Annotated in this window: 19 protein-coding genes and 1 pseudogene; 14 read left to right on the top strand and 6 right to left on the bottom strand. The window is 60.3% G+C overall.

Translation table 11 applies throughout. The features are described from left to right. Window positions 1–134 precede the first annotated feature (134 nt). On the bottom strand, window positions 135–1,112 hold the full coding sequence (locus AC1VON_RS15670; RefSeq protein ID WP_394811859.1) for a sugar ABC transporter substrate-binding protein: 978 nt from the start codon (window positions 1,110–1,112) through the stop codon (window positions 135–137). A 268-nt stretch (window positions 1,113–1,380) separates the two neighbouring features. Between AC1VON_RS15670 and AC1VON_RS15665 the strand changes: the two genes are divergently transcribed. The 4 genes from AC1VON_RS15665 (at window position 1,381) to AC1VON_RS15650 (ending at window position 5,379) form a co-directional block, all read left to right on the top strand. Then, window positions 1,381–2,607, top strand: a complete 1,227-nt coding sequence (locus AC1VON_RS15665) for an ROK family transcriptional regulator (protein WP_172351313.1) — start codon at window positions 1,381–1,383, stop codon at window positions 2,605–2,607. Beyond that, the gene (locus AC1VON_RS15660; RefSeq protein WP_172351314.1) at window positions 2,608–3,054 is read left to right on the top strand and encodes an RbsD/FucU family protein; all 447 of its coding nucleotides are present in this window, start codon (window positions 2,608–2,610) and stop codon (window positions 3,052–3,054) included. It begins immediately after the preceding gene. Then, window positions 3,051–3,989 carry a carbohydrate kinase family protein gene (locus tag AC1VON_RS15655; protein WP_483124137.1) on the top strand — a complete coding sequence of 313 codons (939 nt, stop codon included), beginning with the start codon at window positions 3,051–3,053 and terminating at the stop codon, window positions 3,987–3,989. The genes AC1VON_RS15660 and AC1VON_RS15655 overlap by 4 nt, the downstream gene beginning before the upstream one ends. A gap of 247 nt (window positions 3,990–4,236) precedes the next feature. Further along, window positions 4,237–5,379 carry a DegT/DnrJ/EryC1/StrS family aminotransferase gene (locus tag AC1VON_RS15650; RefSeq protein WP_172351316.1) on the top strand — a complete coding sequence of 381 codons (1,143 nt, stop codon included), beginning with the start codon at window positions 4,237–4,239 and terminating at the stop codon, window positions 5,377–5,379. A 13-nt stretch (window positions 5,380–5,392) separates the two neighbouring features. On the opposite strand, the gene cysQ is transcribed toward AC1VON_RS15650, so the two are convergent. Genes cysQ through cysD form a run of 3 tightly spaced genes read right to left on the bottom strand, consistent with a single transcriptional unit; the run spans window position 5,393 to window position 9,040 of the window. Next, window positions 5,393–6,184: a 3'(2'),5'-bisphosphate nucleotidase CysQ gene (cysQ, locus tag AC1VON_RS15645; protein WP_483126337.1), complete on the bottom strand. Its 792-nt coding sequence runs from the start codon at window positions 6,182–6,184 to the stop codon at window positions 5,393–5,395. A gap of 10 nt (window positions 6,185–6,194) precedes the next feature. Continuing rightward, window positions 6,195–8,132 carry a sulfate adenylyltransferase subunit CysN gene (cysN, locus tag AC1VON_RS15640; protein ID WP_483124136.1) on the bottom strand — a complete coding sequence of 646 codons (1,938 nt, stop codon included), beginning with the start codon at window positions 8,130–8,132 and terminating at the stop codon, window positions 6,195–6,197. Between the two features lie 2 nt (window positions 8,133–8,134). Next, window positions 8,135–9,040 (bottom strand): sulfate adenylyltransferase subunit CysD, encoded by a 906-nt coding sequence (gene cysD / locus AC1VON_RS15635; protein ID WP_056563762.1) that lies wholly within the window; start codon window positions 9,038–9,040, stop codon window positions 8,135–8,137. A 593-nt stretch (window positions 9,041–9,633) separates the two neighbouring features. Between cysD and AC1VON_RS15630 the strand changes: the two genes are divergently transcribed. Together AC1VON_RS15630 and AC1VON_RS15625 are read left to right on the top strand one after the other, a co-directional pair. Continuing rightward, window positions 9,634–10,866 (top strand): O-antigen ligase family protein, encoded by a 1,233-nt coding sequence (locus AC1VON_RS15630; RefSeq protein ID WP_483124135.1) that lies wholly within the window; start codon window positions 9,634–9,636, stop codon window positions 10,864–10,866. Window positions 10,867–10,884: 18 nt separating this feature from the next. Beyond that, window positions 10,885–11,838 carry an NAD-dependent epimerase/dehydratase family protein gene (locus AC1VON_RS15625; RefSeq protein WP_483124134.1) on the top strand — a complete coding sequence of 318 codons (954 nt, stop codon included), beginning with the start codon at window positions 10,885–10,887 and terminating at the stop codon, window positions 11,836–11,838. Here AC1VON_RS15625 and AC1VON_RS15620 read toward each other — a convergent pair. Both AC1VON_RS15620 and AC1VON_RS15615 read right to left on the bottom strand, forming a co-directional pair. Further along, window positions 11,817–12,365 (bottom strand): sugar transferase, encoded by a 549-nt coding sequence (locus tag AC1VON_RS15620; protein WP_172351320.1) that lies wholly within the window; start codon window positions 12,363–12,365, stop codon window positions 11,817–11,819. The genes AC1VON_RS15625 and AC1VON_RS15620 overlap by 22 nt on opposite strands. Before the next feature lie 223 nt (window positions 12,366–12,588). Beyond that, entirely contained in the window at window positions 12,589–14,577 is a 1,989-nt protein-coding gene (locus tag AC1VON_RS15615) for a nucleoside-diphosphate sugar epimerase/dehydratase (protein ID WP_172351321.1), read from the bottom strand. Between the two features lie 405 nt (window positions 14,578–14,982). Here AC1VON_RS15615 and AC1VON_RS15610 point away from each other — a divergent pair, with 405 nt between their 5' ends. The 8 genes and pseudogenes from AC1VON_RS15610 to AC1VON_RS15575 all read left to right on the top strand — a co-directional run bounded on the left by AC1VON_RS15610 (window position 14,983) and on the right by AC1VON_RS15575 (window position 24,500). Continuing rightward, window positions 14,983–16,413, top strand: coding sequence for a phosphomannomutase (locus AC1VON_RS15610; RefSeq protein WP_483124133.1), 1,431 nt, complete (start codon window positions 14,983–14,985; stop codon window positions 16,411–16,413). After that, a pseudogene (locus tag AC1VON_RS15605) lies at window positions 16,413–17,829 on the top strand (mannose-1-phosphate guanylyltransferase/mannose-6-phosphate isomerase). Before AC1VON_RS15610 ends, AC1VON_RS15605 begins: the two are co-directional and overlap by 1 nt. Window positions 17,830–17,886: 57 nt before the next feature. Then, the gene (gene gmd / locus AC1VON_RS15600; RefSeq protein WP_172351324.1) at window positions 17,887–18,873 is read left to right on the top strand and encodes a GDP-mannose 4,6-dehydratase; all 987 of its coding nucleotides are present in this window, start codon (window positions 17,887–17,889) and stop codon (window positions 18,871–18,873) included. A 38-nt stretch (window positions 18,874–18,911) separates the two neighbouring features. Beyond that, on the top strand, window positions 18,912–19,853 hold the full coding sequence (locus AC1VON_RS15595) for a GDP-mannose 4,6-dehydratase (protein ID WP_483124132.1): 942 nt from the start codon (window positions 18,912–18,914) through the stop codon (window positions 19,851–19,853). Between the two features lie 36 nt (window positions 19,854–19,889). Further along, the gene (locus AC1VON_RS15590; protein ID WP_483124131.1) at window positions 19,890–20,675 is read left to right on the top strand and encodes an ABC transporter permease; all 786 of its coding nucleotides are present in this window, start codon (window positions 19,890–19,892) and stop codon (window positions 20,673–20,675) included. A gap of 2 nt (window positions 20,676–20,677) precedes the next feature. Further along, window positions 20,678–21,913, top strand: coding sequence for an ABC transporter ATP-binding protein (locus tag AC1VON_RS15585; RefSeq protein ID WP_483124130.1), 1,236 nt, complete (start codon window positions 20,678–20,680; stop codon window positions 21,911–21,913). Continuing rightward, the gene (locus tag AC1VON_RS15580; protein ID WP_483124129.1) at window positions 21,910–22,770 is read left to right on the top strand and encodes an FkbM family methyltransferase; all 861 of its coding nucleotides are present in this window, start codon (window positions 21,910–21,912) and stop codon (window positions 22,768–22,770) included. The genes AC1VON_RS15585 and AC1VON_RS15580 overlap by 4 nt, the downstream gene beginning before the upstream one ends. After that, a complete protein-coding gene (locus tag AC1VON_RS15575; protein ID WP_483124128.1) occupies window positions 22,770–24,500 on the top strand; it encodes an FkbM family methyltransferase in 1,731 nt (576 codons plus the stop codon). The genes AC1VON_RS15580 and AC1VON_RS15575 overlap by 1 nt, the downstream gene beginning before the upstream one ends. The last annotated feature ends 2 nt before the right edge of the window (window positions 24,501–24,502 follow it).

Below are 24,502 nucleotides of genomic sequence, written 5' to 3'. Positions count from 1 at the left end.
CGCGCCGACGCCCGTCCACGCCTTTCCGGTCTATCGCCGGGATTGTTCGCGGTCACGCGAGCCATCGTCCACCCGAAGCGGCCGGGGATCAAGCCCCGACCGCTCGAGTTCGGTAATTGCCGGTCAGACCAGCATCAGCCCCAGCACTTGGCGAGGCCTTCCTTGGTGTCGATGGACTTCACGCCCTTGGCCGGCTTGTCGGTCACCAGGTTGACGCCGGTGTCGAAGAAATTCTTGCCTTCGGTCGGCTTCGGCTTGGTTCCATCCTTGGCGAAGGCGGCGATCGCCTCGATGCCGAGCGCTGCCATCTGCAGCGGGTACTGCTGCGACGTCGCGCCGATGACACCCTCTGTCACGGACTTCACACCGGGGCAGCCGCCGTCGACGGAGACGATCAGCACCTGCTTTTCAAGGCCGACGGCCTTGAGCGCCTGGTAGGCGCCGACAGCGGCCGGCTCGTTGATGGTGTGGATGACGTTGATGGTGTTGTCCTTCTGCAGAAGGTTCTCCATCGCCTTGCGGCCGCCCTCCTCGTTGCCGTTGGTGACGTCGTGGCCGACGATGCGCGGATCGGTCTCATCGCCGATCTTGTTGGGATCCTTCACGTCGATGCCGTAGCCCATCATGAAGCCCTGGTCGCGCAGCACGTCCACCGTCGGCTGCGACGGGGTCAGGTCGAGGAAACCGATCTTGGCGTCCTTGGCCTTGTCGCCGAGCGTCGCGGCGGCCCAGGCGCCGATCAGCTTGCCGGCTTCCAGATTGTCGGTGGCGAAGGTCGCGTCGGCCGCGTCGATCGGGTCGAGCGGCGTGTCGAGCGCGATTACCAGCAGGCCGGCGTCGCGGGCCTTCTTGACGGTCGGCACGATGCCCTTGGTGTCGGAGGCGGTGATCAGGATACCCTTGGCGCCGTCGGCGATGCAGCTTTCGATCGCCGCCACCTGGCTCTCACTGTCGCCGTCGATCTTGCCGGCATAGGTCTTGAGGTCGACGCCGAGTTCCTTGGCCTTCGCCGTGGCACCTTCCTTCATCTTGACGAAGAAGGGGTTGGTATCGGTCTTGGTGATCAGGCAAGCGCCGACACCGGCCGCGGATGCGGACGATGCAAACGCCATCAGACCCAGGGCAGCCGCGGCAAACACGGTCGATTTCAATAGTTTTGTATTGGTCACGATCTTCCTCCCAGTGGAACCATTCCGGATGCCGGCCAACCGGCATCTACGGCGCATCCAACGAATTTCTCCCAGCGTGGACGCCTCTTCAAAAGACACCAGACCGAGGGTCCTGTCAATAATTAAATCACTCTTATTTATTATTGACAGCCTTGCGTCCTTCACTCATTCTGGCCCAAAAGCATTGAGGGGAAACGACGGGAGGAACAGGGTGGAAACCGCCACTGCGAGGCACGGTTCGCCCGAAGCGAATGAGAGCCTGATTCACCGCGGCACCAACCAGAGCGGCATGCGCGACCACAACGAGCGGCTGGTGCTCTCGTTGGTGCGTCAGCATGGCAGCCTGGCGAAATCCGATATCGCGCGCATGACCGGACTGTCGGCACAGACGGTTTCGGTCATCATGCGCGAATTGGAGGAAGAAGGCCTGCTCGTGCGCCAGGCGCCGCTGCGCGGCAAGATCGGCCAGCCCTCGATACCGATGGCGCTCAATCCGGAGGGCGCCTTCTTCATCGGCCTCAAGATCGGCCGCCGCAGCGCGGAACTGGTGCTGATCGATTTTCTCGGAAATGTCCGCTCGATGCTGCAGCACTCCTATCGCTATCCGGCACCGCGCGAGACGGTGGAATTCGTCACCGATGGCATGAAAAAGATGCGCGGCGAACTGACGCCGGCGCAGGACAAGCGCATTGCCGGGCTCGGCATCGCCATGCCGTTCGAATTGTGGAACTGGGCCGACACCGCCGGCGCGCCGCGCGACGTCATGAACGAATGGCGCCACCGCGACATCAGGGGCGATATCCAGGCGCAATGCGATTTTCCGGTCTATCTGCAAAACGACGCCACGTCGGCCTGCGGCGCGGAACTCGTCTTCGGCCAGGCGGGCGGCGCGCGTGACTTCGTTTATTTCTACATCGGCGCCTTCGCCGGCGGCGGCATCGTGCTCAACGGCCGGCTGTTCGGCGGCCCGACCGGCAATGCCGGCGCGCTCGGCTCCATGCCGGTGCCCGGACCGGACGGCAAGCCGACCCAGCTGATCGACGTGGCGTCGATCGCCATGCTGGAAAAAGCGCTCAATGCCCGCGGCGTCGAAGCTTCGCATCTGTGGACGTCACCCGAGGACTGGGGCGAGATCGGCTCCGAACTCGACGACTGGATCGCCAGTGCCTCACAGGCGCTTGCCTATGCCATCGTCGCGGCGTCCTCGGTCATCGATTTCGAGGCGGCGGTGGTCGACGGCTGGATGCCGCAGGCGGTGCGCCGTCGGCTGGTCAATGCCATTATCGCGGCCATCGCGACAATCGACGGCGAAGGCCTGAAACTACCTGCGGTTCGCGAGGGAACCGTCGGCATCCATGCCCGGGCGCTCGGCGGCGCCAGCCTGCCGCTGTCCGAACGCTTCCTGATCGGTTCGACAACGATTTCCAGGAGCGCCTGAATGCTGATCGGAATCCCGGCGTTGCTCGGTCCGGAACTTCTGGCGACATTGCGCGCCATGGGCCATGGCGACGAGATCGCCCTGGTCGACGGAAACTATCCGGCAGAGGAGCAGGCAAGGCGCCTCATCCGGGCCGACGGTCATCCGCTCATTCCGGTGCTCGACGCGATCCTGAGCATCCTGCCGGTGGACGACGCGGTGCCGGAAGCGTTGTTCCGCGCATCCGTGAAAGGCGACCCGTCGCGCGCCGATCCAGTCCATCACGAGATAGAGGCGACCTGTGCCAAACACGCGCCCGGCCGCAAGGTGGTTGCGCTGGCCGGCGCCGACTTCTATGCACGGGTCAAAACGGCGCATGCCATCGTCGCGACAAGCGAGCCGCGGCTTTACGCCAACATCATCATCCGTAAGGGCGTGATCTATCCGCCGGAGACCGGGAAGCCATGATCCTTTGCTGCGGCGAAGCCCTGATCGACATGTTGCCGCGCACCACGACGCAGGGGGAGCCTGCCTTTGCTCCCTATGTCGGTGGCGCGGTGTTCAACACGGCTATCGCGCTTGGACGGCTCGGCGCGCCAGCCGGCTTCTTTTCGGGCCTGTCGTCGGATCTTTTCGGCGGCCAGTTCAGGGACGCGCTGGGGGCGAGCAAGGTCAGTTCCACCTACGCCCATACCTCGCCCAGGCCGACGACGCTGGCTTTCGTGAAGCTCACCAACGGCCAGGCGACCTATACCTTCTACGACGAGAATACCGCCGGACGCCTGCTTACCATCGATGACCTGCCGGCGCTTGGCAACGAGATCGAGGCCATGCTGTTCGGCGCCATCAGCCTGATCTCGGAGCCTGCCGGCAGTGCCTATGAAGAGTTCATGCGGCGCGAGCATGCGAGCCGTGTCATGATGCTCGATCCCAACATCCGGCCGAACTTCATCCCGGACAAGGCCAAGCACCTCAGGCGCATCCGGGAGATGATGGCGATGGCCGACATCGTGAAACTGTCGGACGAGGACCTGAACTGGTTCGGCGAAGCGGGTTCGCACGAGGACGTCGTGCGAAACTGGCTCGAGCGCGGCCCGAAACTGATCGTCGTCACGCATGGCAGCGAAGGCGCCGTCGGTTACACCAAGGACCACGCCGTCACCGTGATGCCGGAAAAGGTCGAGGTGGTCGACACGGTCGGTGCGGGCGATACGTTCAACGCCGGCATCCTCGCCTCGCTGCATGAACAGGGCCTGCTGACGAAGGCGGCCATCGGCGGCCTCACACAAGACGCGATCCGCAAGGCACTGGCGCTTGGTGCCAAGGCAGCGGCGGTGACCGTATCACGCGCCGGCGCCAATCCACCGTGGCGGCACGAAATTGCTGAGCAACGTTCAACATAAGTTGAGCCAGTCGATCACTTTATGTTTCGCAGGACCGTTCCCCAGGGCTATAAAGGCTGGATTGCGCCCGACGAGGCCCGGATTTCCGGCATCTGGCCAGTATCCGCCGGAAAGCAGTGGTAACAGACCGCGACAGCCGGGCAACCGGCGGCCCCGATTGTGCGGCTTTCTCGGCAGGCGCAACTCTGGTACCAGCGGGCCGTTATCTGGCTAAACCGCCTTGTTAAAAACCGTTTTTGAGGCCGACATGCAGTTCATTGATCTTGGCGCGCAGCGCGAACGCATCCGCGACCGGCTGAAAGCCGCGATCGACCATGTTGTCGAGGACGGTCGCTACATCCTCGGCCCCCAGGTCGCTGAATTCGAGAAGAAGCTCGCCGCCTATGTCGGCACCAAGCATGTCGTGGCCTGCGCCAACGGCACCGACGCGCTGCTGCTGCCGCTGTTTGCGGCCGGCATCGGCCCGGGCGATGCCGTGTTCGTGCCGAGCTTCACCTTCGCCGCCACCGCCGAAGTGGTGGCGCTGGCCAAGGCGGAACCCGTGTTCGTCGATGTCGATCCAGTTACCTACAACATCGACATCGCCAGTCTCGAGGCGGCCATCGCCATGATCAAGAAGGAAGGCCGGCTGAAGCCGAAGGCGATCATCCCGGTCGACCTGTTCGGCCTAGCCGCCAACTACGAGGCAATCATGGCCATTGCCGACCGCGAAGGACTGTTGGTGATCGAGGACGCCGCCCAGTCGATGGGCGGATCGCATGACGGCAAAATGTGCGGCGCCTTCGGCCATGTCGGCTCGACCAGCTTCTACCCGGCCAAGCCGCTTGGCTGCTATGGCGACGGCGGCGCGATGTTCACCAACGATGACGCGCTGGCCGACAAGCTGCGTTCCTTCGCCTTCCACGGCAAGGGCGAGACCCAGTACGACAATGTTCGCGTCGGCATCAATTCGCGTCTCGACACGCTGCAGGCGGCGATCCTCATAGAAAAGCTCGCCATCCTCGAAGAGGAGATGGTCGCGCGCCAGGTGGTGGCAAATCGCTATGCCGAAGGGCTCGGCGACATCGTCACGGCTGCCCGCAATCTCGATGGCAGCCGCTCCGCCTGGGCCCAATACGCGATCGAGACGCCCAAGCGCGACGGTCTGAAGGCGCATCTCGGAGAGAAGGGCATTCCGTCCGTCATCTACTACGTCAAGCCGCTGCATGCGCAGGTCGCCTATCGCGACTACCCGCGCACGCCGACCGGCCTTGCTGTTTCGGAGGACCTGCCGAAGCGCATCCTATGCCTGCCGATGCACCCCTATCTCAGCGAAGCCGACCAGGACCGGATCATCGAGACGATCCGCAACTATATCGGCTCGAACTCGGCGCAGGCCGCAGCCGAGTAATCGGCAGCGGCTCTCAGGCTGGGCCTGCCCCTGGCCTGCCGCTGGCGATGAAATGCGGGTTGGCGAAATCCTCGTCGTCGGCCTGATCGCGTTTGCCGTAGGCCAAGGGCTTGCCGTCCAGCGTGCGTGTCATACCGCCCGCCGCGCGCAACACAGCGTCGCCCGCAGCGGTGTCCCATTCCATGGTGCGGCCGAAACGCGGATAGACGTCCGCCTCGGCACTCGCCAGAAGGCAGAATTTCAAGGACGACCCGACCGAGACGATCTCGGCGGCGCCGAGGTCGCGAATATAGGCTTCGGTTTCCGGCGTGTTGTGCGACCGGCTGGCAACCACGGCCAGCGGGGCCGCTGCCGTTCTCACCGAAATCGGCCTGCGGCCGACGATCTGGTAGTCGCCGTCGATTTCCAGGGCTTCCGCCCTGCCCGGCCGGCCGGAAAAGAAGCGGCCTGTGCAAGGCGCGAAGACGACACCGACTTCCGGCACCCCATGGCGCACAAGCGCGATGTTGACGGTGAAGTCGGTGCGGCGATTGACGAATTCCTTGGTACCGTCGAGCGGATCGACGAGGAAGAAGGCGTCGCCAAGATCGGGCGGCATGACACCGGCCGCCGCTTCCTCCTCGGCCACGCAGGGAATCTCGGGAAATGCGGCGCGCAGGCCGGCGAGAATGATCTTCTCGCTCTCGCGGTCCGCCTCGGTCACCGGCGAGGAATCTGATTTGCGGTCAACCGCGCAGCCTGCGTGGAACACACGCATGACCTCGCGTCCGGCCGCCAGGGCCAGTTGCTCGAAGATGTCGAGCATCGACTCGTCGTCAGATACCGCCGCCATTGTCATATTGGTCTTCGGCAATGTCACGCTCGTTCAGCCAGTGTTCCAGGGCATCTACCATCTCTTCAGCCGATCTGCCGAGCGTCTTGAGATGGATTTCCGGTTTTTCCGGTGCTTCGTAAGGAGAATCGACACCGGTGAAGTTCTTGATCTCGCCGTTCAGCGCCCGGGCATAGAGGCCCTTCGGATCGCGCCTGGCGCACTCCTCGAAAGGCGTGTCGACAAACACCTCGATGAACTCGCCGTCGGCCATCAGTTCGCGCGCCATGCGCCGTTCGGCGCTGAACGGCGAAATGAACGAGACAATGACGATCAGCCCGGCATCGGCCATGAGCTTGGCCACTTCGGCCACGCGGCGGATGTTCTCGACCCGGTCGGCATCGGTGAATCCTAGATCGCGGTTGAGACCGTGACGGACATTGTCGCCGTCCAGGATATAGGTGTGCCGGCCGGTGGCGAACAGCTTCTTCTCGAACAAATTGGCGATGGTCGACTTGCCGGAGCCCGAAAGCCCGGTGAACCAGAACACGGCGGGCCGCTGGTTCTTCATATCGGCGCGCACGCGCTTGCCGACATCGAGCGATTGCCAGTGGATGTTTTCGGCACGACGCAGCGAATGCACTATCATGCCGGCGCCGACGGTGGCGTTCGAGATGCGATCGATCAGGATGAAAGCGCCGGTGGTGCGATTCTCGGCGAAGGGATCGAAGGCGATCGGCACCCGCGTCGAGATGTTGCAGATGCCGACTTCGTTCATTTCAAGCGACTTGGCTGCTTCATGGGCGAAGTCGTTGACATTGATACGGTATTTCAGGTCGGTGACGGTAGCGCTGGTCTGGTCTGTTTCGGTGCGCAGGATGTAGGAACGGCCCGGCAGCAGCGCATGCTCGTCAAACCAGACGATGTTGGCGGCGAACTGATCGGCAACCTGCGGCCTGGCGGCCGGCGAAACCAGCATATTGCCTCTGGAGACCTCGACCTCATCGTCAAGAACGAGCGTGATGGCCTGGCCGGCCACCGCCTGTTTGAGATCGCCGCCATAGGCGACAATGCGTTTGACATGCGAGGACTTGCCGGATTTGGCGACCACGACCTCGTCGCCTGGCGCAATGGCGCCGGACGCGATCGTGCCGGCAAAGCCGCGGAAGTCGAGATTGGGGCGGTTGACGTACTGCACCGGAAAACGGAATGGCTGCTCGACAGCCGCCTCTTCGACCGAAACGGTCTCGAGGTGCTCGATCAGCGTCGGGCCGGAATACCATTGCATGTTGTCGGAGCGGCCGCTGACATTGTCGCCGTAGCGGGCCGACATCGGGATCGGCACGATGGTCTGGAAGCCGAGATCACGCGAGAATTGTCCGTAGTCCTCGACGATCCGGTCGAAAACCGCCTGGTCGAAATCGACGAGATCGATCTTGTTGACCGCCAGCACGATATGGCGGATGCCGAGCAGCGAAGCGATGATCGAATGACGCCTTGTCTGGCGCAGCACCCCTTGCCTTGCATCGATCAACACGATCGCCAGGTCGGCGGTCGAGGCGCCCGTCGCCATGTTGCGCGTATACTGTTCGTGGCCGGGCGTGTCGGCGACGATGAACTTGCGCTTCGGCGTGGCAAAAAAGCGGTAGGCGACGTCGATGGTGATGCCTTGCTCGCGCTCGGCCTCGAGGCCGTCCACCAGCAGCGCGAAATCGATGTCGTCGCCGGTGGTGCCGTGCTTGCGCGAATCGCGCTCGAGCGCGGCGAGTTGGTCCTCGAAGATCTGCTTGGTGTCGGACAACAAGCGTCCGATCAGCGTCGACTTGCCGTCGTCGACCGAACCGCAGGTCAGGAAGCGCAGCAGCGACTTCTTCTCCTGCGCGGCCAGATAATCACGGACGCTGTCGGTGGGAGCAAGGCTTTTTGCCATGATATGACGCATGGTCAGAAATACCCCTCGCGCTTCTTCTTTTCCATCGAGCCTGCCTCATCACGGTCGATCAGGCGACCTTGGCGTTCAGAGGTGCGCGCGGTCAGCATCTCGCCAACGATGGCTTCGAGCGTGTCGGCATCGGATTCGATGGCGCCGGTCAGCGGATAGCAGCCTAAAGTACGGAACCGGACCAGCCGGTTCTCCACCGTCTCGCCGGGACGCAGTTTCATGCGGTCGTCGTCCTTGAGGATCAGCATGCCGTCGCGTTCCACCACCGGCCGTTCCTTGGCGAAATAGAGCGGCACGATCGGGATGTTCTCCTGCAGGATGTACTGCCAGATATCGAGTTCGGTCCAGTTCGACAGCGGGAAGACGCGGATCGATTCGCCCGATGCGATGCGGGTGTTGAATATCTTCCACATTTCGGGGCGCTGGTTCTTCGGATCCCACACATGCTGGGCATTGCGGAACGAGAATATGCGCTCCTTGGCGCGCGACTTCTCCTCGTCGCGGCGAGCGCCGCCAAAGGCGGCATCGAAACCGTATTTGTCGAGCGCCTGGCGCAGCGCCACGGTCTTCATCACATGAGTATGAGTGTTCGAGCCGTGGTCGAACGGATTGATGTTGTCGCGCACGCCGTCTTCGTTGACATGGACCAGCAGGTCGAAGCCGAGTTTTTGCGCCATTTGATCGCGAAAAGCGATCATTTCGCGGAATTTCCAGGTGGTGTCGACGTGAAGAAATGGAAATGGCGGCTTGGCGGGATAGAACGCCTTCATTGCCAGATGCATCAGCACGGATGAATCCTTGCCGACCGAATAGAGCATGACCGGCTTGGTGAAGGCGGCCGCGACCTCGCGGAATATGTGGATGGACTCGGCTTCAAGCCGCTGCAGATGCGTAAGCGCTATGGTCATGGACTGTGAGCGTTCTCTCGTGCCTTGCTACAGAAGACCTTGCGTCAAATCATCGAGCTTTTTGCGCCCGGTTCAAGCTTCGCTTCTGGACAAAGTGTTTTCGTGCGGGCGTTCTAGCAGATCGGCGCACGGCAGAACAATGCAAGACGAGCCTGGCAGGCATCGGTTCGAGAATGAATTTTCCATGCTTTCGCCAGAACCCGGAAATTTCTGTTCGCAGGGCCTCCAATCGAGAAAAGGCAGGAAAAATATTGCTCGGGAGAATGTGACGGCAAACGCTTCCGGAACCCTTTCCCAATCGACGGGCGCCGGCCGCCGATTTTCGGTGACAACCTGTCCCGCCGCACTATCGAAAAGACAGCTCAGCCGCTATACAAGCGTCTCGAAGCGGGCAAGATGCATCATGAGGCATGGGCAATTTCGAGGCGAGCACATTCGGTTCCACTAAACGGGATGTGCCGCATAAAGCTACTCGAGAATAGCGAGCCCGAAACTTGGACCGGCTTTCGTCTGTAAGACAGCAATTCACGCCTTCGCGGATCAATATCTATTTTTCCATTCTTTGCTTCTTTTTTCCCCCGGTTCTGGGATCGGTGGTCAGCTTCGTGTTCAATGGTGGTGGCCTGTGGTCCATCCTGTTGATCGCCTTCAGGAAAAGACGTTTCAATACCGACCCGGCGATGATGGTGCTGACGATCGCGATCTATGCCTATTGCGCGGCCAATCTCGTGGCTTCCATCGTCAACAACGCGATCGCCAGGGACGCGTCGCACCTGATCCCGCTCGTCACCTTCCTGTTCTTCCCCATCTCCTATTCGACCTGGAGCATTACGCAGAAAACGACGCTCGTGCGCATCATCGTGCTGAGCAGCATGGCGGCCTGTTTTGTGGCGCTGTTTCTGGCGGTCTTCCAGCAATATTGGCTTGGTAAGCGCGCCGAGGGCGGAGCCGGAAACGCAATCGTGTTCGCGGAGGTCCTCTGCCTTGGAGTGATGGTCTGTGTGGCCGCTGCCCTGTCGGGCATCGAGCGGCGCGGGACCGCCCTCGTCTGCGCGGCACTCGGCGGGACGATCGCCATCATCTACTCCCAAACACGCATTATCTGGCTGGCACTGCTGATCGCCGGCATCGCCGTTCTGCTGATCAACCAGCGGAAACTGAGAGGAAGAAATGCCGTGCGCCTGCTGTTGCTGTTGCTGGCGGTCGGCGTCGTGGTCGCTGCTGTCGGCTTCCAGACCATATCCGGGCGGGTCGATTTTCTGCGCTCCGACTGGGATGCGCTTGCCACCCGTGGCGACCACACGACACCCTTGGGATTGCGCGCCGCTCTGTGGGATATCGGCCTCAAGGCGTTTCATGAGATGCCATTGTTCGGACATGGAGTGGGTGCCACCCAGACCTTGATAAAGCAGGGCTTCCAGGATCAGTTCGGCATGGACGCCGGCTTCAGTCATTTCCACAACGGCTTTCTGACCGCCCTGGTGCAGGCGGGAATACTGGGCGCCGTGACGCTGGCGGCGATCTTCGTGGTTGCCGCCTGGAATGCCGCCCTGGTGCTGCGCAACAGCACGGACCCAATCGAGCGGTTCGGCGCTACCATGATCGTCATCGTTCTGATCACCTATCTGACCGCGGGGATGACGGGCATCCTGATCGGCCATGACATCCTGGATTCGGTACTGATGGTGTTCCTGGTGTCGGGAACCTATCTTGCCTCCGGGCGTCAGGCTCCGTTGGCGGAAGGCCAGGCACTTTCGCTTGTGACCGAAAAACATATCTTTCCGCCAAGGACGGAAGAGCAGACGCTTCCATCCGCCATCCAATAGCTGTTTCGGGCAAAGGCCATGAAAGTTCTGGTGACAGGCGCGACGGGCTTCATCGGCCGTCAGGTGGTGCACCGGCTTCGCGAAGCAGGCGCCGAGCTTCGCCTGGCGTCCCGCCACCCGGAGAGGCTTGGTCCGGGACATGATGCCATGCGGATGCCCGGTTTCGATGCGCCGACCGCTGCCTTCATGGCGCTTACCAGGGATGTCACGGATGTCGTCCATTGCGCGGGCCTGAACAATGATGAAGGCAACGCCACCGAAGCCGATTTCCGGGCGGCCAATGCGGAATTGAGCGGGCGGCTGGCACAGGCCGCCGCCGAGCAGGCAAGCGGACGTTTTATCCAGCTCTCCTCGACCCGGGCCGTGATCGGCGCGCGCGTCAGCGCAACGATCAACGAGGACACGATTCCCGATCCGCAATGCGCCTATGGGCGCTCGAAGCGTGAAGCCGAGATCAGGGTGCTGGACGCCTATGCATCGCATGGCCGTTCCGACGGCATCGTATTGCGGCTGCCTCCAGTCTACGGAAGCGGCATGAAGGGAAACCTGGCAACGCTGATGCGCCTGGCCGACACGGCCCTGCCGCTGCCGACAGGTGCCCTGACGGCAACCCGCTCCCTGCTGTCATCGCAATCCGCGGCGGGAGCGATATGGCATCTGCTCAGCCGTTCGGGATCGCTGCGCCCGATCTACATTGCCAGCGATGTGCCGCCGATATCGATCGCCGACATTGTGCACGCCTTTCGCAGCGGTTTCGGACGGCCGACGCGCCTGATGGCCGTGCCGGCCGCGCCGTTGCGGGCGGCCGCGATCCTCTCGGGCAAGCGGATATTCTGGGACAGCATGACCGCGACGCAGATATGCAACCCTGCCTTGCTGGTATCCGAAGGCTGGCTGCCGGAAAGCGGCACGCTGGAACGACTGGTCGAGATGGCGCGGTTCGCAAACGCTCAATCGCCTCCGTTGCGATAGAGCGTTCCAAACAGGATACGAAGGTCGAGCCAGAATGACGCCGTCCTGAGATAGGCAGCATCCGTTTCGGCCAGGAGCCGCGGGTTCGACATGTCGATGCCCCTGATCTGGGCCATGCCCGTTATGCCTGGCAGTACCGCCAAAACCCCCAGCCGCCTGCGATACTCGATCAACTCCGTCTGTGTCGGCAGGCAGGGACGCGGCCCGACCAGGCTCATCTCGCCTTTCAGAACATTCCAGAATTGCGGCAGTTCATCGAGCTTGAACTTCCGCAAGGTCCTTCCGACAGCAGTCACGGCATTCGCCGGGGCTTCATGCGAGGGCAAGGACGGCGTCCCCTGGACCATCGTCCTCAACTTGTGGCAGCGAAACAGCACGCCGTCGCGACCGACCCGTGTCTGGGAAAAAATTGCTGGACCGGGTGACGATGCCCGCACGGCGAGCATGGCGAGCAATAGAACGGGAGATGTGGCCACCAGCAGCAGCGTCGCGCCGGCAAGATCGAAGATTTTCTTGGCTGCCTTCATGAATGGCCGATCGTGCTCCCTGCCAAAAGCCCCGCAGGGCAACACCGCTGATGAAGCCGTCAATCCGGTCGACCTAGCACGTGGTCGCCTCTCGACCAAGCGCACCGCGCGGCCATTCAAGGTTCATGGGGTGCCGCTTGGTTCCCGGCAGAAAGCCGCCGATGGAGACAGCTTTTGCGTTTGCGCCAACCAGGTTTCAAGACCGAAGATCGCCCCGGCAGGTTTAAGTCGCCTGCCCAGCCGTTTTCGGGATTGCCCGCTGGTCCGTACTCCCCCTCGCCTTCTTGGCGCGGTCGAGACCTGCCAGCACGGCGAGCGACGCGGCCTTGCCCTGGTTCTTCATCGATTGCTGAAGTGCGGCAAGTGCGACCTGGACATCCGACCACTCCACAACGTCCGTGCTCAAGCCAAAAATCTTCGAAATGCCGAGTTCGACGAGTTCCTCGTCTTCACCATGCAGCGTTTCATGGAGCTTCTCGCCAGGCCTGATGCCGGTAAAGCGGATCGGGATGTCCGTGTACGGGCTCTTTCCCGACATGCGGATCATCGTTTCGGCCACTTCGAGGATCGGCACCGGCTTGCCCATGTCGAGCATATAGACGGCATAATCTTCGCCGCTTGGCCGTGATGCGGCATCGGCCGCCGACATGATGACGAGATCGACGGCTTCGGCCACTGTCATGAAATAGCGTGTCATGCGCCGGTCGGTGATGGTGACAGGTCCGCCAGCCTCGATCTGCGACTGGAATATGGTCGCCACGGAACCGTTGCTGCCAAAGACATTGCCGAAACGGACGGCGATGAACTTGGTGGCGGGGCGGCGCCCACCCGGGTCGCTCGGGGGTGTCCCATGCAAGGCGCTGACGATCTGTTCTGCAGCCCGCTTCGTGATGCCAAGCACGGACGACGGATCCACGGCCTTGTCGCTCGACACCAGGACAAACTGCGCCACTCCGCATCTGGCGGCAACCTCTGCGCAGACGAGTGTCCCGAAAACATTGGTCTGGATGGCCGAGTCCCAATTCTCCTCGAGCAGCGGAACGTGCTTCAGCGCCGCCGCATGGAAGATGATATCCGGTTTGAATTCCGAGACGACGCGCGTTATCTGGCGCCGATCGGCGACATCGGCGATACGGACCTTGAGGCGGTCATGGTGCTGCTCGTCAATATATTGGCTCAACTGGAAGATACCGAACTCGGAATTGTCGACAACCAGGACCGCGTCGGCTCCAAGCTCCAGCGACCGTTTGACCAAGGTTCGGCCGATGGAACCGGCGCCACCCGTCACCAGAACACGCTTACCTCCGACGAAGGCGCCGATGCGTTTGATATCGGACGGCACCGTCGAGCGACGCAGGATCGTTTCCATCTCGACAGCGTCGAGAACGAGCTTTCCCTCCTGCCCCAGTTGCGAAAGTCCCGAGAACTGCACGACCGCTATATCGCCATGCCGGGCGACCCGAACGAGTTCGGAATACTCTTCGATCTCATGCTCGGCACCGCTGCCGAAAATAAGCAAGTCGAGACTTGCCGTCCCCTTTGCGTATTCTTCCAGCGCCTCGACCAGGCGGGGGCGAATGGCCACGACGGGTACGCCCTGGATACGGGTGCCCTCGGGAGCCCCGTTTTCGATCGCCAAGATTCCGACAATGGAATACTCGGCCGGCTGGGCTGTGCGGGTGAAACGGATGATTACGTCTGCCTCGCTCAACTTGCCGACGAACATCGCCCGCTTGATCGAGGTCTTGCCGGTGCCGCGGCTCAAGATGCGCCAACTCGCACCGTCGCGAAGGAACCGATAGAAAATCCGAGGCGCGGAGATGATGGTGAAAGAAACCAGAAAAAAGACGATAAACTGGCGCTCGTTGAGGCCCGCCACAGGCTGAAAGGAACGGACAACGAGCGAAACGCAATAAAGCGTGACCGTCAAGATTCCGCAACTCTTCAGGATGTTGAAGAAATCCGGCGTCGAGGCGAAACGCCACACGGTATTGTAAAGGCCGCAATATCTAAACAGCAGGTGGCTGAGAACAATGATGCTCGCCCAGCAAGCAAAACCCGCTGGGGAAAAGGCTTCGAACGACAGTCTCGATTGCGATAAAGCCAGGCTGAGCGCCACCGCGATCAGGACCATCACGATATCCAGAACCATGATGATAGCGCGACGCACCTTCGGCCGAAGTCCGGATACGGCTTCTAGATGGGATGTCATCGGGCAGTACTGAACTCCGGGCGTGAGAACTTCAACACTAGTACGAAGCCAGATCGAATACCATTCGCCACCGGCCACCCGTTGTCAGCGCCAAATCCTCGGCCCCCGCCTTCTCTACCGCATAGCGTGGACTTGAGGCCATCGCCAGAGATTTTTTCGCAGGCGGTTGATTAGACCGGGCATGTCGATCAGGACCGTGTGCAACAGCAAGTGCAAAAGTAGCACTCGCTTATACAAGTGACAGGCCTCTCGGACCGATACTCACCAAGTGTCGTCGAAATCATTGCCGACGCACTATTTTGAAGATCACGAGGGAAACGCTGGACGGCTGGCCAAGCGATTTTCGGTTGACAGAGGAGCCTACTGCAATATGACGGCCTTTCCTTCACCAGCCAAAGCGAAGTGATGAAATTTGGATCGAGTGGCCTTCGAGGCCTGGCTTCGGAACTGGTCGGGAAGCCGAGTGGACTTTTTACCGAGGCTTTCGCTTGGCGCCTGGCCGCAGGCGGGGTCCAGCCGAAAGCCAGGGTGCTGGTAGGTCGCGACCTGCGTGACAGCAGTCCCACCATTGCCGCCAACTGCATGGCGGCCTTGGCGACCAGCGGACTTCAACCGATCGATTGCGGCGCCATTCCGACACCGGCTTTGGCGCTCTATGGCCTGCAGCATGGCATGGCGGCGCTCATGGTGACGGGTTCGCATATTCCTGCCGACCGCAACGGCATCAAGTTCTACAGCCCGCGTGGAGAGATCAGCAAAGCCGATGAAGTCGCCATCGCACAGTATGCCGCTGAAAAGTCAGATTCCTATCGCTCGCCGCCGTCTCCGGAAACCGCATTTCCGACACACCATGATCAGGCGATCGCCGCCTATCGCGCACGCGCCGAGGATATATTGAAGCCCGGCTCCCTTTCGGGTTTAAGGATCGGTGTCTATCAGCACAGCTCGGTCGCGGCGGATCTCCTGGTCGAGATTCTCCGATCCTTCGGCGCCAGCGTGACGTCCGTCGGGAAATCAGATACTTTCGTGCCCGTTGACACAGAAGCTGTGAGCCCGACCACAATTGCAAAGTTCAGGGATTGGGCGCGAGAATTCAAACTCGATGCCATCGTGTCGACGGACGCCGATGCCGATCGTCCGCTCATCACCGACGAGAACGGTGATCTGTTTCGCGGCGACCTGATCGGCCTCGCCGTAGCCTTGTATTTGCGGGCAGATGTTGTCGTGACACCGGTGACCTCCAATTCAGGCATTTCGAAAACCTTCGGTTTTGAGGTGCTGAGGACGAAGGTCGGATCCCCGTTCGTGATCGAAGCCATGGAAGCTTCATACCGTACCGGCAGCATCGTCCTCGGCTTTGAGGCCAATGGCGGCGTCCTCCTTGGGTCAGACTGTTCGCTGCACGGGAGGACATTGACGGCACTGCCGACGCGAGATGCGATGCTCCCCATCCTTGCCGTCCTTGGCACGGTTGCGTCGGCAGGAAAAAAGCTGTCGCATCTGCGCGAACTCTGGAAGCTCCCGGCATGCGCGAGCGAGCGCCTTGAAAACTTCCCGGTGGAAAGTTCGCGCAGCCTGATGCGTCGGCTCGCCGATCGGGAACAACTGCAGCGATTTCTGGCCCCTTTCGGGACTGTCGCTCAAGTCGATGAGACCGATGGCCTCAGGACACGAATGGCGACTGGCGAGATCATCCATCTGCGGCCGTCCGGCAATGCGCCGGAACTGCGGTGCTACTCGGAGGCTGCAAACCAGGACAGAGCGGCAGCGATCGTGGCGCTTACGCTTGAAAGGGCGCGGGCAATCACATCCACAGACGAAACAGAGGGCGTTTAATGAAAGTGGTTCCCGTCATCATCAGCGGGGGAGCCGGATCGCGTCTATGGCCTGCCTCGAGGCAATCGCACCCCAAGCCTTTCCTCAAAGTGGCAGACGGACACTCTCTTATTCAACACACCGTGTTGCGCGCTGCTTCGATCGAGGGCGTCGTGGAACTCGTTGCGGTGACTTCCCGCGACCACCTCTTCCTGACCAAGGACGACTTCGACCAACTGGACTCTGTCGTGCTGCCACGCACATTTCTGCTTGAGCCGGAAGGCCGCGATACGGCCGCCGCCGTTGCCGCCGCCACGATCCACGCCAAGGCGACGCAGGGACCTGATGCAATCCTGTGCGTCTTTCCCGCGGATCACATGATCGGCAATCTGCCTGCGTTTCTGAATGTCATGGGCCGGGCCATCGACCACGCGAAACAGGGCCGGATCGCAACCCTGGGCATCAATCCAACCAGACCGGACACCGCATTCGGTTACATCGAAGCCGACGGCGAAAAAGTTGTCCGGTTCGTTGAAAAGCCAGACCTCGAGACCGCTCAAGCCTATCTCGCATCCAAGCGTTTCTTCTGGAACGCCGGCATCTTCTGCTTCAGCGCCCAGACCATGCTCACCGAAATGGCCTTGCATTGTCCCGCGGTCATCGAGGCCGTTTCCAGAAGCTATGAGAACGCCCGTTTCAGCGAAGGCGAAGGCTTTGCCAAAATCGAACTCGCGCCCGAGCATTTCGGCTCGGCTCCACGTATCTCTCTCGACCACGCGGTCATGGAGAAGGCGGGCAATCTTGCCGTGATACCCTGCGACATGGATTGGAACGACATCGGATCCTGGAACGCGATGGCCGAATTGGTCGCCCCCGACGAAAACGGAAACAGGATACGCGGCGATATTCACATGATCGGCACCGCCGGCAGCTATATCACCTCCGACAGGCGGGTCATCGGCACCGTCGGCGTCAACGACCTGATAATCGTCGATTCCCCGGATGCGTTGCTTGTCGCATCCCGCGACCGCGTTCAGGACGTCAAAAAGCTGTTCGAGAAGTCTCAAGGCTTCCGGACATGGGGCGCATCTCCTTCACAGCACGGTACACCGACCCTGGGGTACCTATACGGTTCTGGAGGAAGGCGAGCGCTTCAAGATCAAACGCATCGAGGTGAAGCCTGGCAGGCGTTTGAGCCTGCAGATGCATTACCATCGTTCGGAGCACTGGGTCGTGGTCAGCGGCTCCGCGAAAATCGTCAATGGCGACCAGGAGTTGTTCCTGGCAACAAACGAATCAACCTACATCCCCTGCGGCCATAAACATCGGCTGGAAAACCCCGGCAGAATTGACCTGGTGATCATTGAAGTGCAAAGCGGCGATTATCTCGGCGAAGATGATATTGTGCGCTTCGACGACGTATATGGTCGCGCCTGACAATCCCCCGGCTCGCGATGCTTGGCGAGCAAACACCAGATACAATCGAGAACATTGATGACAAAGAAAGCTTTGATCACCGGCATCACCGGGCAGGATGGCGCATATTTGGCGCAGTTGCTGCTTTCCAAGGGATACGAGGTCCACGGACTGGCGCGGCGATCGAGCACGGCTGACGTCAATACAACGCGCCTGAAATGGCTTGGCATCGAAAACGATGTCCGGATCGTTGATGGCAACCTGACGGATTTGTCCGGCCTGGCTCGAACCATGCGCGATGTCAAGCCCGACGAGGTCTACAACCTTGCCGCCCAATCCTTCGTCAAATCATCGTGGCAGCAGCCGATCCTGACGGGCAATGTCACCGGCATAGGCGTGACCAATGTGCTCGAGGCACTTCGTCTCGAATCGCCCGAAGCCCGTTTCTACCAGGCGTCGTCCTCGGAAATGTACGGTCTTATCCAGGAGCCCATGCAGTCGGAGACAACGCCTTTCCATCCGCGTTCGCCTTACGCGGTTGCGAAGCTCTATGGCCACTGGATTACCATCAATTATCGCGAAAGCTTCGGCCTGCATGCCTCGAGCGGCATCCTGTTCAATCATGAATCTCCGCTTCGCGGCATTGAGTTCGTCACCCGAAAAGTCACGGACGCGGTGGCGCGCATCAAGAAAGGCCTGGCAAAGGAGTTGCGGCTCGGCAACATCGATGCCAAGCGCGATTGGGGTCACTCCAAGGACTATGTCCGTGCTATGTGGCTTATGGTGCAGCAGGACCAGCCGGACGATTACGTCGTCGCGACAGGCAGGACGACGACCGTGCGCGACATGTGCCGAATCGCGTTCGAGCATGTCGGGCTCAAGATCGACGATCACCTTGTGATCGATCCGGACCTGTTCAGACCGGCCGAAGTCGAAATTCTGCTCGGAAACCCTGCGAAAGCCAAGCAGAAGCTGGGATGGGAGGCGACGATCTCGCTGGAAGACATGATCCGTGAAATGGTGGACGCCGATCTCGAACGTCACGCCAACTCGGCCAAGCGCTGAGTTGAGCGGAGAGCCCTTTTAGCGTTATGGTCGATAGGTTGACGCATCGCATCCTGATAACCGGGGCAACAGGGTTTGTCGGCACAGCACTGTTGCGGCTGCTGGAGCGGGAACACGCTGGCTGCAAGGTGTTCCCGCTTGGCCATGGCGCAGGCCAACGAAACGCGATCGACCTGCAGGACCGAAAGGGGATCGACGAGGCCGTCCGCGAGGTACAGCCCACCGCGCTCATTCATCTGGCCGCGGTCGCCGCACCTTCCGATGCACGCAACGCGCCGCGACATGCCTGGAACGTCAATTTCACGGGAACGATGAACCTCGCCCAATCCGTGCTGCACCACGCGCCGGACGCCCGGTTTGTGTATGTGGGTAGTTCCGAAGCCTATGGCGCTTCCTTCCGGAGCGCGGCAGGTCCGGTAACGGAAGATGTGCCGCTTCGCCCGATGACGGTCTACGGCGCCACCAAGGCGGCGGCGGACCTGATGATCGGGCAAATGGCGTATGAAGGTTTGCGCGCTGTGCGCTTTCGTCCCTTCAACCACACCGGCCCCGGTCAGTCCGATGCCTATGTGGTTTCCGCCTTCGCACGCCAGGTCGCCGAGATCGTGTCCGGCAAGAGCGAACCGGTCATTCACGTCGGGAACCTCGAGGCGGAGCGCGACTTCCTTGATGTTCGCGACGTGGTGCGCGCGTATGCGAGCTCCGCGGTGCTGAATCTGGATGCCGCACCGGATCAAGTCTACAACATCGCATCGGGACAACCCCGCAAAATCCGTGATATCCTGGATACGCTTGTTGCGCAGTCGGGCATCGACATCGAAGTACGCGCCGACCCTGAAAAACTTCGGCCGAACGAGATCCCCACCGCATCAGGTGATGCTTCAAAGGCACGCGCCGAGCTCAATTGGCAGCCTTTGGTGCCATTCGAGCAGACAATAGCCGACGTTTTCGGGTATTGGCACCGGCTATGTAATGCCTGATGACGACATCACCGCAGCGCGCCAAAGGTTGAGCACATGTTTCGAAGCCTGTGGCAGTACCGCCATTTCATCACTTCCTCCATCAGGGGCGACCTGAAAGGGCGTTTCGTGCGGTCGCGCCTGGGCGGCCTGTGGTTCATCCTTCACCCACTTGCGCAGGCACTCATCTTCTCGATCGTCCTTTCGGAAGTTCTCAAGGCAAGGCTCCCGGACACTGACAGCCCCGCGGCCTATCCGATCTATCTCCTGTCCGGCATGGCGGCCTGGACGCTGTTCAGCGAGATTCTGACACGCAGCATGACCGTATTCATCGAGCAGGCACCGGTGATGAAGAAGATCGCCTTTCCGCGCTTGTGCCTGCCCGTCATCGTGGGGGGCACGGCACTCATCAACCACCTGCTGCTGCTCGTCGCCCTGTTTGTCATCTTCATCTTCCTCGGGCATATTCCGGGCCGCGCCCTTGTCTTGCTGCCGATCGGGATCATCCTGATCGCCGCGATCGGCTTCGGCCTTGGCGTGATCCTCGGCGTGATGAACGTGTTCATTCGCGATGTGGCGCAAGTCATGATGATCGTGCTGCAGCTCTGGTACTGGCTGACGCCGATCGTCTATCCCGCCAATGTTCTGCCCGAAAAATATGCTTTTCTGATCGGCCTCAATCCGATCGCGCCGCTGGTGGCGCTTTATCAGGACGCGTTGTTGTTCAACCGCTGGCCAAACCCTGAAAGCCTGATCGTGCCGGCTGCACTGGGAGTTGTGAGCATGGCTTTCGCAATGATCTTCTTTCGGCGCGCAAGCCCCGAACTCGTCGACGTGCTGTAGCCATGACCGTGCTTTCTGTCAGCCATCTGTCGAAACGCTATGCGACCTACGCAAGCAATCTGGAAAGGTTTGCCGGCTGGTTCGGCGCGCCCGTCAAGCCCACGGAGGAATTCTGGCCGGTAAGGGACATCTCGTTCTCCCTGGTGGCCGGCGAGGCGCTGGGGCTCATCGGCCAGAATGGTGCCGGCAAGAGCACGCTTCTGAAGCTGATCACCGGCACCGTGCGGCCTACCGAAGGCACGGCAAGCGTTGGCGGCCGCATCAGCGCCATCCTCGAACTCGGGCTCGGCTTCAACCCCGAATTCACGGGGCGCCAGAACGCCTACCATGCCGGCGGACTGATGGGGCTGTCGCAAACGCGGCTTGCCGAACTGATGCCGCATATCGAGGACTTTGCCGAGATCGGCGACTTCTTCGACCAGCCGCTGCGAACCTATTCGAGCGGCATGCAGGCGCGGCTGGCCTTCGCGCTCGCCACCGCTGAACGGCCTGAGGTGCTGATCGTCGACGAAGTGCTTTCGGTGGGCGACAGCTATTTCCAGCACAAGAGCTTCGACCGCATACGCAGTTTCAGGGCCGCCGGCACGTCGATCATTCTGGTCACTCACGGTATGGGCGACGTCAGATCCTTGTGCGACCGGGTGATTCTGCTGGACAAGGGACGGGTGCTGAAGGACGGGCCGCCCGACGAAGTGGTCGACTACTACAACGCCCTGATCGCGACCAAGGAGAACGCCAAGCTGACCATCGAGCAACGGCGCGAGAAGGACAATTGGACATTCACGCGGTCGGGGACATTTCAGGTCAAAGCGTCGGCACTGGAACTTCTCGATGCCGAGAGTCGCAGACCGGTCAAGATCGCTGACGTAGGACAGTCCTTGGTGTTGAGACTGGTGGCAAAAGCAGAGACTGACATTTCTCGACTGGTGCTCGGCTTTATGCTGCGTGACCGCACCGGACACATCGTCTGGGGCACTAACACCTGGCACACCCAGCAAGCCCTCCAGAACGTTAAAGCAGGCGAGGAAATTGAATTCCAGTTGCCCTTCACCTGTAACCTTGGCCAAGGCTCGTATTCTTTCTCGCCCTCGCTTGCTAGTTCGGACACGCACCTCGAAAACAACTACGAGTGGCAGGACAACGCGCTGGTGTTCGATGTGATAAATGCGACCCAACCATTTTTCATCGGGACATCCGCACTTGACGCTCGGTTCATCATTCGTGGGATTGCGGCATGAATGAACTGGAACGGGCCATAATGACGAGCAGTTGCATGGACTGCGCCGGAATAGCGAAAGTGCAGAATGCGGGCCGCATTCTAGACACGCCAAACGGGCCGATCCAGATCATGCACAATGGCCTGAGGGTAAAGGCGGGTGGATATCATGGTGATTGGATGGCGCAGATCATTCGCGCACTTCGAGGTCATCACGAACCTCAAGAAGAACTGGTCTTTCACCACATCTTGCGTTATGCGCGTCACAATTCTCTGATCGTGGAACTCGGCGCGTTCTGGTGTTATTATACGTTGTGGTATCTGCGTGAAATTGCCGGTGCCTCGGCGATCTGCATTGAGCCGGATCCGAACAATCTTCAGTTGGGCCGAGACAATGCGAGTCTGAACCGACTGGAAAACCGCATCAGCTTTCTTAACGGCTGTGTCGGTGGCGAGAGTCTCGAAAGCCTCGAATTGCGTTGTGAATCAGACGGGCAGATTCGAACGCTACCTTGTTTTGATATGGCTGCGGTGTCCCGATTGACAAATGACCGGACCATCGAAGTCCTGCATCTGGATGTGCAGGGCGCCGAGTTGCCCTTTATTCGCTCGATGGCATCAGTGATAGACCGCCAGCAACTGCGATTTGTGATCATATCGACTCACCACAGCAGCATATCTGGATCGCGAACCACGCATGCTGATTGCAAGGAGGTACTGCTCGATCTCGGCGCCGTCATCCTGGCCGAACATGATGTGCAGCAATCCTACAGCGGTGACGGCATGATCGCGGCGAGTTTCTTTGCAGAGGATCGCCGTATCGAGCTTCCGCCGATATCGCTGAACAAGGCTCCTCTCTCATTGTTTCCTGACCGCTGATGATCACCTCATACGCACAGAATTTCGAAGACGTGATCTTGTGGCGTGCTCTCAAGTCGGTAGAACGCGGGTTCTATATCGACATTGGCGCTCAGGATCCGGTGGTGGATTCCGTTAGCCTCTCGTTTTACGAACATGGCTGGCGCGGGATGCACGTTGAGCCCGCAGCTCTTTATGCCACTAAGTTGCACACTGCGCGACCAGACGAGGAGGTAATCGAGGCCGCCATCGGAACCGGCACCGGTCTACTCGCTTTCTATGAATTTCCTGGAACGGGTCTCAGCACCGGAGATCCTGTCATTGCCAAACAGCATATCGAAGCCGGATTCGAAGTGAGAGAACATCCTGTGCCGATCATCAGCCTCCAGGATGTTCTGAACCGCTGCGCGGAAAGGGAGGTTCATTGGCTGAAGATCGATGTCGAGGGCATGGAGTCTGCGGTCATTGAAAGTTGGGGCACTTCCATGGTGCGTCCTTGGATTGTCGTAGTGGAGAGCACCTTACCGCTCTTGAACGAGACTAGCCACGAGTCATGGGATCCCAGCCTTAGGGGACTCGGCTATGAGTTTGTCTATTTTGACGGCGTGAATCGTTTCTACGTCAGTGAGAAACATCCAGAACTGAAGGCATCATTCGGACCGGGGCCAAACTTTTTCGACAGCTTCGCTTTTCCAGCTTCCGGCCAGTCCGACATGCTCGCCCCAATGAGGCAGCGCTTGGAAGCCGCGGAAGAGACGAGGGCGGAGGCTGAAAACCGGCTTGAGGCGGCGAGAGCGGAAGCTGCCTTGTTGAATGCCAGACTTGTCTCACTCGAAGCTGACTTGCATGGCGCCGAAATCGCACGGAACGAAGCGGACCAGCGTATTAATGACGCTGCGGCGGCCATCGACAGGCTTCGACAAGAAAAAGCGCATACTGAAGAGGATTATACCGCAACAAAGGCTAAGAATCTTGCTTTAAGAGCCGCGTTGCGCCAAGTAAATAGAACGCTAGCTGAAGAGATTCGAGAAGGCAAAGCGTTGCGTCTTGCGTTAGACCGCGATGAACAAGCTACTGATTTGCCCCCGAGCGATGTTTCTAGTGAACAGCAAGCGCTACAGCTCGAGGGAAAATCCGATACGAGCGTTGAGGCTCAGCTTGGCGAAAACTCACAGAATGGCATATCTCAGGCAGCAGTCGATCGGATCACCGCGCTTGCCAATGTGCTTGAAACGGAAAGGCATGCTCAGGAAAAAGCCCGTCAATGGCAGTCGGTAGCGACGGAGTATCGAAAGCAAATCGACGATATCTACCGCAGTCGTTCCTGGCGCTTAACCCGTCCCTACCGGGCCATCGGATATGCCGTAAGGGGAAGTGGGTCCGCCACAATCTCGGCGACAGCCCATATTATATCTTTGCCGAGGCAAATAGCGGCGCGTGCGCTGTTTTTAGCTATTCGTCTTGTGCTTGCACGGCCTGCATTGAAATGGAGAATTATCGCCTTTCTGAGCAGGCACCCCAACATACTGCAACATTTGCAGGCGTTCGCGCGTTCTCGCGGTATCATTACCACCCGAACAGTAGTGGAACCACCCGGGCCAATGGCGATGGCGGTGCCCGTGTATGACCCCTCCAGCGATACCATCCAAGTGTGCATGGACGTCGTTTCCGAAAATGTAACCAAGCGAATCACTTCGCGATCCAAGCGTATCTTGGAAACATTAGAAGCCCGTCGGAAGGAGCGGCGGTAGCA

The organism is Mesorhizobium sp. HAY1-8B (genome assembly GCF_056868045.1).
This window is presented reverse-complemented; position numbering and strand designations above follow the sequence as displayed.

Bases quoted from the DNA above. Each gene is read 5' to 3' on its own strand.
- AC1VON_RS15670 (WP_394811859.1), bottom strand. From the start codon at position 1,112: ATGGCGTTTGCATCGTCCGCATCCGCGGCCGGTGTCGGCGCTTGCCTG.
- AC1VON_RS15660 (WP_172351314.1), top strand. From the start codon at position 2,608: ATGCTGATCGGAATCCCGGCGTTGCTCGGTCCGGAACTTCTGGCGACA.
- AC1VON_RS15655 (WP_483124137.1), top strand. From the start codon at position 3,051: ATGATCCTTTGCTGCGGCGAAGCCCTGATCGACATGTTGCCGCGCACC.
- AC1VON_RS15650 (WP_172351316.1), top strand. From the start codon at position 4,237: ATGCAGTTCATTGATCTTGGCGCGCAGCGCGAACGCATCCGCGACCGG.
- cysQ (WP_483126337.1), bottom strand. From the start codon at position 6,184: ATGCTCGACATCTTCGAGCAACTGGCCCTGGCGGCCGGACGCGAGGTC.
- cysN (WP_483124136.1), bottom strand. From the start codon at position 8,132: ATGCGTCATATCATGGCAAAAAGCCTTGCTCCCACCGACAGCGTCCGT.
- cysD (WP_056563762.1), bottom strand. From the start codon at position 9,040: ATGACCATAGCGCTTACGCATCTGCAGCGGCTTGAAGCCGAGTCCATC.
- AC1VON_RS15625 (WP_483124134.1), top strand. From the start codon at position 10,885: ATGAAAGTTCTGGTGACAGGCGCGACGGGCTTCATCGGCCGTCAGGTG.
- AC1VON_RS15620 (WP_172351320.1), bottom strand. From the start codon at position 12,365: ATGAAGGCAGCCAAGAAAATCTTCGATCTTGCCGGCGCGACGCTGCTG.
- AC1VON_RS15615 (WP_172351321.1), bottom strand. From the start codon at position 14,577: ATGACATCCCATCTAGAAGCCGTATCCGGACTTCGGCCGAAGGTGCGT.
- AC1VON_RS15610 (WP_483124133.1), top strand. From the start codon at position 14,983: ATGAAATTTGGATCGAGTGGCCTTCGAGGCCTGGCTTCGGAACTGGTC.
- gmd (WP_172351324.1), top strand. From the start codon at position 17,887: ATGACAAAGAAAGCTTTGATCACCGGCATCACCGGGCAGGATGGCGCA.
- AC1VON_RS15590 (WP_483124131.1), top strand. From the start codon at position 19,890: ATGTTTCGAAGCCTGTGGCAGTACCGCCATTTCATCACTTCCTCCATC.
- AC1VON_RS15585 (WP_483124130.1), top strand. From the start codon at position 20,678: ATGACCGTGCTTTCTGTCAGCCATCTGTCGAAACGCTATGCGACCTAC.
- AC1VON_RS15580 (WP_483124129.1), top strand. From the start codon at position 21,910: ATGAATGAACTGGAACGGGCCATAATGACGAGCAGTTGCATGGACTGC.
- AC1VON_RS15575 (WP_483124128.1), top strand. From the start codon at position 22,770: ATGATCACCTCATACGCACAGAATTTCGAAGACGTGATCTTGTGGCGT.